The organism is Ruegeria sp. P8, assembly GCF_056534665.1.
In genome coordinates this window covers 214,141-230,478 of sequence record NZ_JBQERC010000001.1, presented here as the reverse complement: position 1 = coordinate 230,478, position 16,338 = coordinate 214,141, and the positions used below count along the sequence as shown (strand labels likewise).

The 16,338-nt window shown below is 58.2% G+C and carries 15 protein-coding genes; 7 read left to right on the top strand and 8 right to left on the bottom strand.

The features are described from left to right. Window positions 1–23: 23 nt before the first annotated feature. Together ACR0BZ_RS01140 and ACR0BZ_RS01135 are read left to right on the top strand one after the other, a co-directional pair. A complete protein-coding gene (locus ACR0BZ_RS01140; protein ID WP_480506173.1) occupies window positions 24–1,406 on the top strand; it encodes an aldehyde dehydrogenase family protein in 1,383 nt (460 codons plus the stop codon). Between the two features lie 67 nt (window positions 1,407–1,473). Next, on the top strand, window positions 1,474–2,619 hold the full coding sequence (locus ACR0BZ_RS01135) for an iron-containing alcohol dehydrogenase (RefSeq protein ID WP_480545790.1): 1,146 nt from the start codon (window positions 1,474–1,476) through the stop codon (window positions 2,617–2,619). Between the two features lie 62 nt (window positions 2,620–2,681). Here the strand turns inward: ACR0BZ_RS01135 and ACR0BZ_RS01130 are convergent, their stop codons facing one another. Both ACR0BZ_RS01130 and ACR0BZ_RS01125 read right to left on the bottom strand, forming a co-directional pair. After that, window positions 2,682–3,914, bottom strand: coding sequence for an HlyD family secretion protein (locus ACR0BZ_RS01130; RefSeq protein ID WP_480506169.1), 1,233 nt, complete (start codon window positions 3,912–3,914; stop codon window positions 2,682–2,684). Then, a complete protein-coding gene (locus ACR0BZ_RS01125; RefSeq protein ID WP_480506167.1) occupies window positions 3,911–4,339 on the bottom strand; it encodes a hypothetical protein in 429 nt (142 codons plus the stop codon). Before ACR0BZ_RS01125 ends, ACR0BZ_RS01130 begins: the two co-directional genes overlap by 4 nt. A gap of 162 nt (window positions 4,340–4,501) precedes the next feature. Between ACR0BZ_RS01125 and ACR0BZ_RS01120 the strand changes: the two genes are divergently transcribed. From ACR0BZ_RS01120 to ACR0BZ_RS01110, 3 genes are all read left to right on the top strand, one after another. After that, entirely contained in the window at window positions 4,502–5,575 is a 1,074-nt protein-coding gene (locus ACR0BZ_RS01120; protein ID WP_480919237.1) for an NAD(P)/FAD-dependent oxidoreductase, read from the top strand. Beyond that, on the top strand, window positions 5,572–6,225 hold the full coding sequence (locus ACR0BZ_RS01115; RefSeq protein ID WP_480919236.1) for a DUF938 domain-containing protein: 654 nt from the start codon (window positions 5,572–5,574) through the stop codon (window positions 6,223–6,225). The genes ACR0BZ_RS01120 and ACR0BZ_RS01115 overlap by 4 nt, the downstream gene beginning before the upstream one ends. Before the next feature lie 69 nt (window positions 6,226–6,294). After that, window positions 6,295–6,630: a carboxymuconolactone decarboxylase family protein gene (locus tag ACR0BZ_RS01110; RefSeq protein ID WP_480919456.1), complete on the top strand. Its 336-nt coding sequence runs from the start codon at window positions 6,295–6,297 to the stop codon at window positions 6,628–6,630. 41 nt (window positions 6,631–6,671) lie between these two features. Here ACR0BZ_RS01110 and ACR0BZ_RS01105 read toward each other — a convergent pair whose 3' ends face one another. From ACR0BZ_RS01105 to ACR0BZ_RS01080, 6 genes are all read right to left on the bottom strand, one after another. Then, the gene (locus ACR0BZ_RS01105) at window positions 6,672–9,179 is read right to left on the bottom strand and encodes a GcvT family protein (RefSeq protein WP_480919235.1); all 2,508 of its coding nucleotides are present in this window, start codon (window positions 9,177–9,179) and stop codon (window positions 6,672–6,674) included. Window positions 9,180–9,321: 142 nt separating this feature from the next. Further along, window positions 9,322–9,600 (bottom strand): hypothetical protein, encoded by a 279-nt coding sequence (locus tag ACR0BZ_RS01100; protein WP_480919234.1) that lies wholly within the window; start codon window positions 9,598–9,600, stop codon window positions 9,322–9,324. Window positions 9,601–9,685: 85 nt separating this feature from the next. After that, the gene (locus tag ACR0BZ_RS01095) at window positions 9,686–11,095 is read right to left on the bottom strand and encodes an FAD-binding oxidoreductase (RefSeq protein ID WP_480919233.1); all 1,410 of its coding nucleotides are present in this window, start codon (window positions 11,093–11,095) and stop codon (window positions 9,686–9,688) included. Window positions 11,096–11,188: 93 nt separating this feature from the next. After that, entirely contained in the window at window positions 11,189–12,979 is a 1,791-nt protein-coding gene (ggt, locus tag ACR0BZ_RS01090; protein WP_480919232.1) for a gamma-glutamyltransferase, read from the bottom strand. 111 nt (window positions 12,980–13,090) lie between these two features. Further along, window positions 13,091–13,480: a GFA family protein gene (locus ACR0BZ_RS01085; RefSeq protein WP_480919231.1), complete on the bottom strand. Its 390-nt coding sequence runs from the start codon at window positions 13,478–13,480 to the stop codon at window positions 13,091–13,093. 20 nt (window positions 13,481–13,500) lie between these two features. Then, window positions 13,501–14,487, bottom strand: coding sequence for a 2-hydroxyacid dehydrogenase (locus tag ACR0BZ_RS01080; protein WP_480482079.1), 987 nt, complete (start codon window positions 14,485–14,487; stop codon window positions 13,501–13,503). Window positions 14,488–14,685: 198 nt separating this feature from the next. Between ACR0BZ_RS01080 and ACR0BZ_RS01075 the strand changes: the two genes are divergently transcribed. Together ACR0BZ_RS01075 and ACR0BZ_RS01070 are read left to right on the top strand one after the other, a co-directional pair. Further along, window positions 14,686–15,147, top strand: coding sequence for an SH3 domain-containing protein (locus ACR0BZ_RS01075; protein ID WP_480486491.1), 462 nt, complete (start codon window positions 14,686–14,688; stop codon window positions 15,145–15,147). Window positions 15,148–15,258: 111 nt separating this feature from the next. Then, the gene (locus tag ACR0BZ_RS01070) at window positions 15,259–16,248 is read left to right on the top strand and encodes an NADPH:quinone reductase (RefSeq protein ID WP_480919230.1); all 990 of its coding nucleotides are present in this window, start codon (window positions 15,259–15,261) and stop codon (window positions 16,246–16,248) included. Window positions 16,249–16,338: the final 90 nt, after the last annotated feature.

Here is a 16,338-nt window from a genome sequence, read left to right as displayed (position 1 = left end):
CTCTCTTTAGAGATGGAGTGACTATGGGGCAGATGTTGCAATGTGTCTCGCCGATCGATGGATCGGTATTTGCCGAACGAGAAGTACTGTCTCGGGATGCTGCGTTTGAAATTGCTGACCGTGCGCGGGCGGCGCAGGCCGGATGGGCAGCGCGTCCGTTGCAGGAGCGGATTGATCTGGTGATGGCGGGCGTCGCGGCTGTCGGCGCGATGAATGATGAGATCGTTCCGGAACTCGCGCATATGATGGGCCGCCCGGTGCGCTATGGCGGCGAGTTTGGTGGCTTCAACGAACGTGCCAGCCATATGGCAAAGATCGCCGAGACGTCACTGGCCGATATTGCCGTGGGCGAGGATGAAACCTTCAAACGCTATATCAAACGTATTCCGCATGGGGTGGTCTTTGTGGTTGCACCTTGGAACTATCCTTACATGACGGCAATCAACACGGTGGCGCCCGCGCTGATCGCGGGCAACACGGTTGTTCTGAAGCACGCAACCCAGACTTTGTTGGTTGGTGAGCGGATGGCGCAGGCGTTCCATTCGGCGGGGGTGCCCGAAGACGTGTTCCAGAACGTGTTCCTCAGCCACGACGTGACCAATGACCTAATCGCGGGTAACGCGTTCGATTTTGTGAACTTCACCGGTTCGGTCGGTGGCGGTCAGGCCATGGAGCGTGCGGCGGCGGGGACCTTTACGGGCGTGGGCACCGAACTGGGCGGCAAGGATCCGGGTTATGTCATGGACGACGCCGATCTGGACGCGGCGGTCGATACGTTGATCGACGGCGCGATGTTCAATTCGGGCCAGTGTTGCTGTGGGATCGAGCGGATTTACGTTCACGAAAGCCTGTATGATGACTTTGTCGCCAAGGCCGTTGAGATCGTGAAAGGCTACAAACTGGGCAATCCGCTGGACGCCGAAACAACTATTGGTCCGATGGCCAATGTGCGTTTCGCTGACGAGGTGCGCGCGCAGATTGCCGAAGCGGTTGAGGCCGGTGCGGTCGCGCATATTGAAGCCTTCCCCGAGGATGACGGCGGCGCATATCTCACGCCACAGATCCTGACCAATGTCACCCATGATATGCGGGTGATGCGGGACGAAAGCTTTGGCCCGGTGGTGGGCATCATGAAAGTGTCCTCGGATGCCGAGGCCATCGCGCTGATGAATGACAGCGAATTTGGCCTGACTGCCAGCCTTTGGACCCGCGATGTGGACCGAGCGGCGCGTGTGGGCGACCAGATCGAGACCGGCACCGTCTTTATGAACCGGGCCGACTATCTGGATCCTGGGCTGTGCTGGACCGGTTGCAAGAATACCGGACGCGGCGGTGGTCTTTCGGTCATCGGCTATCACAATCTCACCCGTCCAAAATCCTACCACCTGAAGAAGGTCACGGGCTAAGGACGACGGCCTGCTCGGGGCTGACCCCCTCACCCGAGCAGGTCTCAAATCACAAAGGAAACCTGACATGTCACTTGTTGGAAACTGGTCCTATCCGACCGCAATCAAATTTGGTGCCGGGCGCATCAAGGAACTGCCCGCAGCCTGTGCCGCAGCCGGGATGAAGAAACCTCTGCTGGTCACGGACAAAGGGTTGGCCGATCTGCCGATCACATCGGCGACGCTGGATATCATGGAGGCGGCTGGTCTGGGCCGCGGTCTATTCAGTGATGTGGACCCAAACCCAAATGAGAAAAACCTCGACGCAGGCGTTGCGGCATACAAGGCCGGTGGGCACGATGGTGTGATTGCCTTTGGCGGCGGCTCGGGGCTGGATCTGGGCAAGATGGTCGCCTTCATGTGCGGCCAGACGCGCCCGGTATGGGACTTTGAGGATATCGGCGACTGGTGGACCCGCGCCGACGCGGATGCAATCGCGCCGATCATTGCGGTTCCAACGACTGCGGGGACCGGGTCCGAGGTTGGTCGTGCCAGTGTCATCACCAATTCCGAGACCCACGCCAAGAAGATCATCTTCCACCCCAAGGTCCTGCCGACGGTGGTGATCTGCGATCCGGAACTGACGGTTGGGATGCCCAAATTCATCACCGCAGGCACCGGTCTGGACGCCTTCGCGCATTGCGTCGAAGCCTATTCGAGCCCGCTTTATCACCCGATGAGCCAGGGCATCGCACTGGAAGGTATGCGTTTGGTGAAAGACTATCTGCCGCGCGCCTACGCAGATGGCAACGACATTGAGGCCCGCGCCCAGATGATGAGCGCGGCGGCCATGGGCGCGACCGCGTTCCAGAAGGGACTGGGTGCGATCCACGCCATGAGCCACCCGGTTGGCGCGCACTTTAACACTCATCACGGCACCACAAACGCGGTCTGTATGCCTGCCGTGCTGGACTTTAACGCCCCCGCCATCGCCGACCGGTTCCAGAACGCTGCCGCCTATCTGGGCATCAAAGGCGGGTTCGATGGCTTCCGCGCCTTTGTGCAGGAATTCAACGACAGCCTTGGTATCCCGCGAAAGCTGGCAGACCTCGGCGTGACCGAAACCTCAATCCCAACCCTCGTCGAAGGCGCAATCATCGACCCTTCATGCGGCGGGAACCCGATTGAGTTGACCAAAGAAAACCTGACACAGCTGTTCAAAGCAGCACTGTAAGAACGCAAGCGCCCGGCAAGGAACCTGCCGGGCGCTTTAAGAACTGTTCTACTGGTGCCGGATCAATGCCCGGTCAGTACCAGAGTGTTGACCGGCATCAGGATCAGGCGCAAACGCAAACCTGCCGCATGGACCACGCCAATTGTGTCAACCACATGCAGGAAAGCAGCTTGCCAAAAGCCCAAATCCTCGTGTTCCAGACGGTCATGGTTGTCGGTGTAGACATTGGCCAGACAGTTGCTGCCTGGAGGAATGTCATCGGCCATACCTTTATACAGCGGCTCCATAAAGACCAGAATTGATCCGGGATTAGTATTGTTCTGTACATCCCGCAATTCATCTGATGGACGGATCTGGCCGGACGGTATGACATCCTGCACCTCGACCACCACAGTGGGGATAACGGTGAAAGGCTTGGTCATGCAGCCCAACTCACCGATCATACCTGGCTTGATCACCTGAGCAGACAGCTGGTTGAAAGCCGCCTGAAAACGGTCATGTCCGGTATGCGATGGAACGAGGATGCCAGCAGGACGCAACAAGGGGCTCACGTAATCACCGACTTGCAGGCTAAACTGCTCGACCCGTCCGGTAACACCGGCGACAATCAGCGTTTTGTCCAACTCGGTCTGCGCGGCGTCCAGCTGTGCAATGGCACTGGCCAGTTGCGCGGGGATCAGCTCCTCGATCTGCTGTTCAACTGCCGCACGTCTGGATTCGGCCGCAACAACCTGCGCCTCACGCTCGGCAACAAGGTTTTCCAACCGCTCAATCTCGGTCAGCCGGACAGCGCTTGAACCTTGGTCGCGCAGGGTCGTATTTCTTTCAAGATCGTCCAAGGACTGCGCCAAAGCCGCCTTGGCACCGGCAATACCGGCATCAGCCTCGGCCAGATCAGTTTCAGCCACACGCAGCGAGGCCTGAACCTGTGCAATCTGTGCATTTGCCGCCTGAACCTGCGCTGCCTGGCTGAAATCTTCGATCCTGAAAATCGGCTGACCAGCGGTTACCAACTCGTTATTCTTGACGAATATTTCCGAAACGCGACCGCCAAGTTGCGGCAGGATCGTCACGGTTCGAAAATAGGACGCTGCGGTTTTACTGGCTGGGTGAAAATAGAACAGCGTGGTGATTACCGTCAGCGCCAGAATGGCACAGGTCGTAAGGCCCCAGCGCAATTCGTACCACATGGTGAAAAGGGTGATCTCGTGACCGATACGTTTGCCCTGAACAAACCGGCGGAACAGATAATCGGGCAGCACCGTGATCAGGGCGCAAAGCAGGGTCTCAATCATGTGTTTTGCTCCTGCACGTCGGTGACTTCTGAAACGCCAGGGGTTGGCACAGGTGCCTCGGGCACCGGTTCCGGAGCACTTGCACCTCCAAGAGAACGAATGGCATCGGCGATGTTTCTAAGCGGGGAGGCGAAATCCGGAAACTGAAACCCTGCGACCAGTACGGCGGCAATCCAGAAAATCCCGTTATGTGTAAACAGGGCCAGCAGTGCCAGAATGCCCACCAACTGAAATTGCGGATGGTTGTTCTCGTGCGCCATTTTTTCCGGAACCGAATGAAGCGTCAGGTACCCAACACCGATCAGCACCACGAGAATGACAAAGAAGACGACCATAGCCGAAAAAAGGTAATCGCTTCCGTCAGCTGCGACGATATATCGGGGAATGTGCCCAGTGGCCATTGGATGAAGATCTGCTGCGGTCACCTTGCCCTCCTGTTCGTTTTGATACTTCTTTGAACGGGTTGAAGCCCAAATTCAAGGCTGCATATATTTTGGAGATTCTTCGAAATGCCAAATGCTTGACCCAGAGAGCTAAATGAAACCCAGAAAACTTGTGGCGAACCTGCTGCGGAAGGAACACAAATAATGATCGATTTCCTCGTCATCGGGGGCGGAATTGCCGGGTTGAGTGCGGGCGCGCGCTTGTCGGAACATGGAACCGTGATGGTTTTGGAGGCCGAAGACGCCTTGGGGTATCACGCGTCGGGTCGCTCGGCAGCCCTGTTTGAGCAAAGCTATGGTCCGCCATCCGTGGTGGCGCTGAACACGGCTGGGGCCGCGTTCCTGCACACACAGAACGGTGGGTACCTGACACGGCGCGGACTGATGTTGATCGGTTCGTTTGACCAAAGCGAGGTTTTCGAAGCCGACCGCAAGGATCTGAACATGGAAAGAATTCCCATCGATCAGGCGGTTTCGAGCGTTCCGATCCTGAACCCGGCCAAGGTGGGTTTCGCGGCTATCAGTGAAGCTGCGTTTGACATCGATACCGATCGCCTGTTGCAGGATTTCGCGCGGGCCATTCGCCAGAACGCGGGAACCGTTGCAACGAAAAGCAAAGTAACCGGTATTCGAAAGGAGCGGCATTGGCTGGTCGAGGCCGGGCAAATCTTCGAAGCCCGCAATTTGGTGAATGCGACCGGTGCATGGGTGGACGAGATCGCCAAGCTTGCCGGGATACCGCCTATCGGCATCTCTCCTCGCCGCCGATCAATGGCGCGGCTGCCCGCCCCCGGGGGCCATGATGTATCCGGATGGCCCATGATGCTGGGCACGGGTGAAACATGGTACGCCAAGCCGGACGCGGGCAAGCTGCTTGTTTCGCCTGCCGAAGCCGACCTGGTACCACCTCAGGACGCCTATGCCGACGATATGGTGCTGGCCGAAGGTCTGGCGCGCTATGAAGAATTGATGACCGAACCAGTAACACGCGTCGAAACAAACTGGGCAGGATTGCGCAGTTTCGCACCAGATGGAACCTTGGTGCTTGGGCCTGACCCGATTGATCCATCGTTCATCTGGTCTGCGGGTCAAGGCGGGTATGGTTTCCAAACAGCACCGGCAGCTTCGCAGTTGCTGTGTGATTTGGTGGTCGGAAACACGCCGGTGCTGGATCCTGACAGTGTCAAGTCGCTGACCCCAAACAGGTTGAACAGATGATCAAACGCTATCTACCGCCCTCTGCGAGTGTCGCCAACGTGGGGGAGGATGGTAAACTTGTTGCCCCGGCAGCAACTCGGAACTCCGATGCGCTTTGTGCGGTGCTACAAGACTGGGCACCGCGCCGCGGGCACGCACTGGAGATTGCAAGCGGAACCGGTCAGCATGTCTGTGCGTTTGCTGATTTGCTGCCCGATCTGACGTGGCATCCCACCGAACCTGACCCTGAACGCCGCAATAGCATCGACGCCTATGCCAGCGCCTTACCCAACGTGGCAAGCGCCGAACATCTGGACGCAACGAATTCGGGCTGGCATACCCGCTTTCCTTCGCAGGACCTGATCGTCTTGATCAACCTGATACATTTGATCAGTTGGCAGGACACCAGAACCATTTTCGCCGAAATCGCTCAGTCCCTGACTGAAAACGGGAGGTTCGTTTTGTACGGCCCATTCAAACGCTCGGGCCAATTGACAAGCGACGGGGACAAAAAGTTTCACGAGGCTCTGATCGGGCAAGATCCACACATTGGATACAAGAATGACGAAGATATGCTTGGCCTGTTTCAGGACGTAGGGTTGCGCGTGCTGAAAACCATCGACATGCCCGCAAATAACCTTGCATTTGTTTCCGAGCGCCCGGCCAACTGATCGAGATCAAAGTCAAATTACCACTGCCCGCACATATTCCCGTTATCTTATATGAAAAAGGCACTCAATATGGCTTGGCAAGAAAAGCTCTCGGCGACGCGCACCAGTTTGCGCAACCTCAACGGGGCCATTCCCGACACTTCGCGCGCATTCGGCGCGCTTGGGAAGGCAGTGAAGGAAGGCGGAACGCTCGACTATAAAACCAAGGAATTTATTGCGTTGGGCATGTCGGTGTCGCTCCGCTGCGAGTCCTGCATTACTCTGCACACCGATGCGTTGGTCAAAGCGGGCGCAACGCGCGAAGAGGTGTCCGACGTTTTGGGTATGGCTATTCAGATGGGTGGTGGACCAGCCATGATGTATGCTGCCAAGGCGTTGGAATGTTTCGACGAACTATCCGCGTAACCAACAGAAAAGGCCCCGGAAATTCCGGGGCCTTAGATTGATCAGCCGTCCTTGCGGATGGTTTCGTTTTTCGGATCATAGGGGCTGTCGCATGTCACGACAGCATCCCACAACTTGTCCTGCATCTTGACCTTCAGCTTGGTGCCTTCGACCGCCAGATCAGGCTTCACATAGCCCATGCCGATCGACTTCTCGAACGCGACAGAATAGCCGCCCGAGGTCAGTCGACCTACACGCTCGCCTTCCGGCGTATACAGCGCCTCGCGGCCCCACGGGTCAGCATCGGCCGGACCGTCGATCAGCAAGGTGCAGCACTTGACGCGCACACCGGTCTCTTCCAGCTTGGCCTTGCCGTGGAAGTCCTTGGACAGGTCGACAAAGCGCGGCAGGTCGGCTTCCAGCGGGGTCGCATCGCGGCCCAGTTCGGTGCCAAAGGCGCGATAGGACTTCTCCTGACGCAGCCAGTTCTGGGCACGGGCACCAACCAGTTTCATGCCGTGCTTTTCACCGGCTTTTTCCAGCAGGTCGAACAGGTAGTTCTGCATCTCGATCGGATGGTGCAGTTCCCAGCCCAGCTCACCGGTATAGGCCACGCGGATCGCGTTGACCGGGCACATGCCCAACTCGATCTGACGGGCCGACAACCACGGGAAGCGCTTGTTGGACAGTGCGGTTTCCGGATCGGCGTCCTTGATGACTTCTTTCAAAACGTCACGCGACTTGGGTCCGGCGATGGCGAAGACGCCCCATTGCGTGGTCACGTCCTGGATTTCGATGTAACCGAACTCCGCCATCTTGTCCTCGGCCGCTTTACGCAGGTAGTCGGCGTCGTACTCGGTCCATGCACCGGCAGAGACGATGTAGTAGTTGTTCTCGCCATTGCGGACGATGGTGTATTCGGTGCGGGTGGTGCCATTCGAGGTCAGCGCGTAGGTCAGGTTGATACGACCGACCTTGGGCAGCTTGTTGCAGGTGAACCAATCCAGGAACTGCGTGGCACCGGGGCCTTTGACGACATGCTTGGTGAAGGCCGACGCGTCGATCAGACCAACACCTTCGCGGATCGCCTTGGCTTCTTCGACAGCATATTGCCACCAGCCGCCACGGCGGAACGAGCGTGCTTCCTTGTCGAAATTCTCGGGCGCGTCCAGCGGGCCGAAATAGTTCGGGCGTTCCCAGCCATTGACCCAGCCGAATTGAGCACCGCGGGCTTTCTGGCGATCATAGGCCGGAACGGTCCGTAGCGGACGGCAGGCTTCACGCTCTTCATCCGGGTGGTGCAGGATGTAGACATGCTCGTAGCATTCTTCATTCTTGCGTGCCGCGAACTCGGTGGTCATCCAGTTGCTGCTGTAACGCTTAGGGTCCAGCGATGCCATGTCGATCTCGGCTTCGCCATCGACCATCATCTGTGCCAGATAATAGCCGGTGCCACCCGCAGCGGTGATGCCAAAGCTGAAACCCTCAGCCAGCCACATGTTGCGCAAACCCGGGGCCGGACCAACCAGCGGGTTGCCATCCGGTGTATAGCAGATCGGGCCGTTGAAATCGTCCTTCAGGCCGGATTCGGCACAGGACGGCACGCGCTCGGCCATTGCCATGTACTGCTCGGCGATCCGGTCCAGATCCAGCGGGAACAGGTCGGCGCGGAAGCTGTCCGGAACGCCGAATTCGAACTGCGCAGGGGCGCCGTGTTCGTAGATACCAAGAATCCAGCCACCGCGTTCTTCACGTGCATAGGATTCGTTGTCGGCATCGCGGACAACGGGGTGCTCTGGGTTGCCTGCTTCGCGCCATTTGACCAACTCGGGGTCTTTGTCCATGACGATAAAGGTGTGTTCGACCGGGATTGCAGGCATTTTGATGCCCAGCATCTTGGCAGTGCGCTGCGCGTGGTTGCCCGACGCGGTCACAACATGTTCGGCGGTGATCACGACCTGCTCGTCGGAAGGCACCAGGTTGCCGCCCTTTTCGACCATCTTGGTGCAGGTCACTTCCCAGTGCGTGCCGTTCCAGCGGAACGCGTCAGCCTGCATCTTGCGCACGATTTCGACGCCACGCTGACGGGCCCCCTTGGCCATCGCTTGGGTCACGTCGGCAGGGTTAATATAACCGTCCTCGGTGTGATAGATCGCGCCCTTCAGATCCGATGTCTCGATCAGCGGCCAGCGTTCTTTGATCTGGTCTGGGGTCAGCCACTCGTATTTCACATCACAGGTCTCGGCGGTCGAGGCATAGAGCATGTATTCGTCCATACGCTCTTGCGTCTGTGCCATGCGCAGGTTGCCCACAACCGCGAAGCCTGCATTCAGGCCGGTTTCTTCCTCAAGCGTCTTGTAGAAATCCACCGAATACTTGTGGATATGGGTCGTCGCATAGGACATGTTGAACAGCGGCAACAGGCCCGCGGCGTGCCAGGTGGACCCGGACGTCAGTTCGTCCCGTTCGATCAACATCACATCGTCCCAGCCTGCTTTGGCCAGGTGATAGGCAATCGAGGTCCCGACGGCGCCGCCGCCTACGACCAATGCTTTGACTTGGGTTTTCATAACCGGGCGTCTCCCCTTGAAATCAGTTGACACCATATGGCGCACTTAAGGGGGAAAGCGCGACATTCATCCGACCAGTGATATGAAAAAAACGACCCGAATATCGAAAGCGGGTCGCAATTCATTCGCTGGACCGCTGCCCTCAACCACCGGAACGGCAACGTTTGCTTGTTCCGACCGAGACGCAAACCAATTTGCCACGTTCTTCCGAGGGATTTTTCACCGCCAGTTCCTGTGATGGCGAAGGCTGCGCCTCTGCCGTGAACCAGCCGTCAGAAAGACCGGCACGCGAGGATACCGAGGCAAGATAATCTTTCACGCCCAAACCACCTTCCGATGCTTTGGCTTGCTGAACATAGTCCAGCCCTGCAATGGCCAACCCGCAGATGGCTACAAACCCCGCCAGATATTTTGCGCTCATGTCGACCATCCTCTGTCATCGATCTTGTGAAACCAAAACATATGGACGTTTTGAGGGCGCAAAAAGGACCAGTGGGTGAATACGGCTATGTGTCGTCCGACAAGATCTTGCCGGGATTCATGATGTTGTCTGGGTCCAGCGCGGCCTTGATCGCAGCCATGTACTGCGTGGCGGCGCCCAGTTCCCTGGTCAGGTACGGTCGCTTTCCCTGCCCGATGCCATGTTCACCGGTACATGTGCCTTCCATGGATATCGCCATGTCGTTCAGCCAGCCGACAAACGCCTCGGCCTTGGTAACTTCTTCCACGTTTTCCATGTCGATCAGCAGCAGCGTATGGAAATTGCCGTCCCCCACATGGCCCACGATGGGCGCCAACAAGCCGAGGCCGGCAGCTTTTTTCTGCGTTTCGGTCACACATTCGGCCAAACGCGAGATCGGTACGCAGACATCGGTCGAAATACCCCGCGCACCGGGGCGCAGTTGCAGACACGCCCAATACATATCGTGCCGCGCCTGCCACAGTTTGTTCCGTTCTTCAGTGGTCGACGTTGCCGCAAAGTCTGTGCCACCAAATTCTTCGGTGATCTGACCAAAGGTTTCAGCCTGCTCTACGGCACCACTTTCCGAGCCGTGAAATTCCAGCAACAACAACGGTGTATCCGGCAGACTCAGCCCGGAATAGGCGTTGGCGGCCTGAACCGACAACTCGTCCAGCAACTCGATCCGGGCAACCGGGATGCCATACTGAATCGTCATCATCACCGCACGGCACGCGGCATCGACAGTCGGAAAGGAACACCGGGCCGAACTGATCGCTTCGGGGATACCCTGCAACCGCAATGTCAGCTCGGTGATGATTCCCAGCGTGCCTTCCGCCCCGATCAGAAGACGGGCCAGATCATAGCCGGCCGAAGATTTCTTGGCCCGGTGCCCGGTACGGATGATCTGACCGTCTGGCATCACGGCTTCAAGGCTGAGAACGTTGTCCTTCATCGTCCCATAGCGCACCGCATTGGTGCCCGACGCACGAGTGGCAGCCATCCCACCCAGCGACGCATTCGCCCCGGGATCAATCGGAAAGAACAGGCCCAGATCGCGCAGATGGGTATTCAACGCTTCGCGCGTGACACCGGGCTGCACGACACAATCCAGATCCTGGGCATGAACTGCAAGCACACTATCCATTTGTGTCAGATCGACCGAGACGCCCCCCGCCGGCGCATTTACATGCCCTTCCAGTGATGTTCCTGTTCCGAACGGGATCACTGGCACCCGGTGCGCCGCGCAGGTTTTGACGATGTCCGAAACATCCTGCGTCGAATGCGGGAAAACCACGGCATCGGGGCTTTGGTTTTCGATCCAGGTCGTGGTGTGCCCATGTTGTTCACGGACAGCGGCACCCGTTTGCAACCTGTCGCCAAAGCGCTGCTTGAGAATGCTTATGACGGTTTCAATACCAGCTTCATTCCTTGGCAATGCGGTTGCCTGCACCATTGTCATCCTCCCCTGCCCCAAAACATTTCGGGCCTTTCAGCCTATGACTAAAAGGCCCGTTGAAAGCAGGCAATCCCCACTAATACCGAGGGTCTATTCGCCCAGCGCAATCCCCTCGCGGCGCGGGTCGGCACCACCGCTCAGCCCGTCACCGATTTCGATGGCGTGCAGCCCCGAAGTCAGGTCGCGTGCGTTGACTTCAAAACCCAGCTGAGCAAGCGCGTCTGTAAATCCTTCTGCCGAAGTCGCAGCCTCGACATCATATGTTCCGAACCGGTTGACCAAATGAGGCAGGGAAACCGCCTGCTGCACGTCCATTCCCCAATCGGCCCAGGCGATGATGGACTTGGCGACATAGCCGATAATCCGGCTGCCGCCCGGAGACCCGATAGCCAGAACCGGCTCGCCATCCTGCAACACGATGGTCGGGCTCATGGATGAGCGCGGACGCTTGCCCGGCTCCAGCCGGTTGGCAATCGGCACGCCGTCGCTGTGTGTCTTGAACGAGAAATCAGTAAGCTCGTTGTTCAGCAGGAACCCGTTTGTCATCAGGCGCGACCCAAAACCATTCTCGATCGTCGTCGTCATCGACAACACATTGCCATAGCTGTCCACGATCGAGATATGCGAGGTTGACGGCAGTTCCAGCGACACGTCGTCCGCCCAAATCAAAGCATGGTCAAATTCCGGTTGGCCCGGTGCGACCTCGGACAAGGCCACTTCGCTTTCCAGCAAGGCTGCCCGCTGGGTCAAATAACCCGGTTCAACCAGCCCTTTGGTGGGCATGGGTATGAAATCGCTATCGGCCATGTACCGCCCACGATCCGCAAAGGCGAGGCGCGAAGCATCGCCGATCAGGCGCCATGCCTCGACGCTCTCAGCGCCCATTGCTGCAAGATCATAGCTGTTCAGCATCCCCAGAATCTGCCCGACGGTCAGGGCACCCGACGACGGCGGGCCCATGCCGCAAACCTCGTAGGCGCGGTATTCGGCACAGACCGGTTCACGTTCGATCACCTGGTAGAGCGCCAAATCCACCCCTGCAAGAACGCCGGGATTTCCTGGGGCATTGCGAACAGTTCGCACGATATCCGCAGCGATCTCACCTCCGTAAAAACCGGCAGCGCCATCGCTGGCCAGCACGCGCAATGTTTCGGCATAGTCCGGGTTCATCAAACGCTGTCCCTGCTGTAACGGCTGACCATCAGGCAGGAAATATGCAGCTGTTTCGGGAAAGCGCGACAGGCGGTCCGCATCGTTTTCTACAAGGCTGGCCAGACGCGGGGAAACAAGAAACCCTTCATCCGCCAATCGGATACCGTCGGCAAACAGTCCGGGCCAAGACGCGCGCCCCCATCTTCGGTGCGCCTCTTCCAGCAGGGCAGGCGTACCCGGTGTACCCACCGACAATCCGCCCACCACCGCATCGAAGAATTTCAGCGGCTCGCCGTTTTCATTCTGAAACAGCGTCGGGGTAGCGGCAAGGGGTGCCGTTTCGCGCCCGTCCAGCGTTGTCATCTGCCCGCTGGCCGCATCGTACCAAACCAGAAACGCACCCCCGCCCAGACCAGAGGATTGCGGCTCAACCAGCCCCAGCACGACCTGCACGGCAACCATCGCATCCGCGGCAGACCCGCCCGCGCGCAGCACTTTGGCCCCTGCCTCCACCGCCAGCGGATTGGCTGCAGCTACCATCCAGTTTTCGGATGTGACCGGAACTCCTTCAAGCTTGGCTTCGAGGGCCGCAATAACCTCGTCGGTCATCGCCTGAACCTGCCCCTCTGTCGCGCCCTCAGGGGCGACGGCGTCGGCTGTTTCCTGCGCGAACCCCGGTGTCGAAATAGTAAGTGCGGTAGTAAGCAGCAGTGCTGAAACATGTCTCATCTGTTCTAACTCTCCAATACAATATTTATTTTCAATCCTGTAAGGATTTTGCCCCCTCTGCAACGATCAGGCATGGCAGCGTGTTATCACAGCGAAGTTTCGCCATTTCCCCTATGGTTCGGTTTCTTCGGCACAACGATCCTGAACATAGCGGACCATTCCGGCGAATTCCGGCAGCCACGCTTCGCGCCGTTTGGTCCAGCATTCATATGTCGGTGTGAATTGGTCAGGCGCGTCAAGACAGCCCAGATGCACTTCGACTTCGGCACCGCTTCGGGCAAATACCGGAGATCCGCAATCAGGGCAAAAGTACCGGTCAGAATAACCTTTCACATTTCCGGTGATCTTAACCGCATCCGCCGGAAAAATAGCCGCCGCATAAAACAACGCACCATGGTGTTTGCGGCAGTCCAGACAATGGCAAATCCCGACGCGAAGAGGACAACCCGAAGCCGTGACGCGCAGTTTTCCACAACGGCATCCCCCTTCAAACACGTCCATCCATGATCCTTTCCGACGCGTCAGAGCATCGCAGGCACAACCTGATCCGGTGGGCGGTGGCCATCTTCGAAGGTTTTGATGTTGATGATGACCTTTTCACCCATCTCAACCCGGCCCTCCAGCGTGGCCGACCCCATATGCGGCAGCAGAACCACGTTGGGCAACTGCCGCAAGCGCGGGTTCACACCGGTTCCCTGTTCGTAGACATCCAGCCCCGCGCCCGCAATTTCACCCGCGCGGATCATCCGGGTCAAAGCGTTCTCGTCAATAACCTCACCCCGCGAAGTATTCACGATCACCGCCGAGGGTTTCATCAGCTTTAGGCGGCGCGCGTTCATCAGGTGGAAGGTCGACGGCGTCGATGGGCAGTTGATTGATATCACGTCCATACGCGCCACCATCTGATCCAGGCTTTCCCAATAGGTCGCCTCTAGTTCTTGCTCAATCTCTGGGCGCAATCTGCGGCGGTTGTGATAATGGATCTGCATACCAAACGCCTTGGCGCGGCGGGCCACGGCCTGTCCGATCCGGCCCATGCCCAGAATACCCAAACGCCGCCCGCCAATGCGACCACCCAGAAACGCGGTGGGGGCCCACCCGGTCCAGTCGCCTTGCTGCATGACGCTCAACCCTTCGGGAATGCGCCGTGTGACAGCGAGAATCAGGGCCATGGTCATATCTGCCGTGTCGTCGGTCAGCACACCGGGCGTGTTGGACACCAATATGCCGCGCTGCCGCGCCGTCGCCACATCGATATTATCGACACCGGCCCCGTAATTGGCGATCAGCCGCAGCTTTTCACCTGCCTGACCCAATAGCCCGCCATCAATGGTATCGGTCACCGTAGGCACCAGCACATCGGCATCCTGCACCGCTGCTACTAATTCTTCACGCGTCATTGGGGTGTCGTCGTCGCGCAGGCGCACGTCAAACAATTCGCTTAACCGGGTTTCTACTGCCTCAGGCAACCGTCGCGTAACGACAACACTTAAACGTTCTCTTGGCACCTCGGCTCTCCCACTGCTTTGCAAACGGACGCGCGCCATGGCATCGTGGCGCAGGATAAGGCGGGGCACAAGAACCCCAATGGCATTGAGTCGACCTTTTTTCAAAACCGGATCAACAGGCATAAGAGCGGGCAGTCAGTGAGTGGTATTCGACCGGTAAAACGCCGATCTTTGGCGGTAGTTTCCGCATTTCTGGTCATGTTCGGTGCCTACGCCGCACATGCCGAAGTCAAACGCGGATCGGTCACCAACCTGCCCCTGCCCCGATATGTGTCGATGAAGGCAGCCGAAGGGAACGTGCGGCGCGGACCATCCCTAACCCACCGAATCGATTGGGTATTCAAAAGGCGTGGCATGCCGCTGCAGGTCACTGCCGAATACGGCAACTGGCGCAAGGTCCAAGACCGCGACGGCGCGGGTGGCTGGGTTCACTATGCCTTGTTGTCTGGCGTCCGAACGGTGCTGATCGAATCCGAGATGCTGCCTGTTTATGCCCGCCCCGACCCGACCTCGCCCGTGAATGCCCATTTCGAGACCGGAGTGGTGGCGCGCCTTGGAGCCTGTTCGCTGGACTGGTGCAGGATCACCGCCGGCGGATACCGTGGCTGGACACTGAAATCGAACCTTTGGGGCGTCGATTCTTCCGAAATTCGGGAATAGGCGAAAGACAATTTCCGGTATCCGCTGTTGCGCATCGCCCTGAAAAAGCGCCACAAGGTGTTTGAGTTACCAGCGCAATCGCCGCTTGACTCGACCTAAACGGAGGACCCTATGCGCGCAGTCACCTATTCAGCCTTCGGAGACGCTGCCGATGTCTTGCGTATACAGAGTATTCCCCCGAATTCGCCTGGACCGGGTGAAGTCACGGTCGAGCTGTCCTTTTCCGGCGTAAACCCCTCGGACATCAAGGCCCGCGCGGGGGCCCGACCGGGTGTCACAGAACCTCCGTTTCCACTGATCGTTCCGCACAGTGACGGGGCTGGAGTCATCACAGCAGTGGGCGATGGTGTACCTGCGACGCGGATTGGCCAGCGCGTGTGGATCTGGAACGGGCAATGGCAGCGCGCATTCGGTACAGCTGCCAGCCACATCACCCTGCCCGAATCCCAGGCTGTGGAACTGCCCGAGACGGTGTCACTTGAAACCGGGGCAATTCTTGGAATTCCCGGCCTAACCGCATGCCATGCGGTGTTTTCGGGCGGCACGCCGCGCGGGCAAACCGTTTTGATCCATGGCGGGGCGGGAACTGTCGGTTACCTGGCTGTGCAACTTGCCAAATGGGCCGGAGCCAAAGTGATCGCAACGGCCAGCGCCCGCAGTTTTGACCGGGTCAAGGCAGTTGGTGCAGATGTCGTTCTCGACTACACCGGTGAACACCTTTCGGATCAGATCCTCGACGCAAATGATGGACGTGCAATTGGTCGAATCGTCGATGTCGAATTTGGACGGAACCTTGCCACCAACATTGCCGTCATCGCCGAGAACGGCCGTATCAACGCATATGGATCTGCCCGGAATATGACGCCCGTCTTTCCCTTTGGACCTATGATGTTCAAGGCCGTGACACTCGAGGCGGTCCTGATCTACCTGCTGCCTGCGGACTTGCGCGCCGTCGCAATAAAGACATTACACAAGGCACTGACTGATGGCGCATTGATCTGCCCTGCTCACAAGGTCTTTACGTTGGAAGAATGCGCTGCGGCCCATGTGATGGTACAGGAAGGCAACCGTACCGGAGCGGTGTTGATCGATACCAAATGAGGGGCCTTCAAAAAAATTTTACGGCGCTCGCTTTTTTTGCAAAACGCTCTTGAACCCTTCCATCAACAATCGTAGATAGCCGCTCACCGT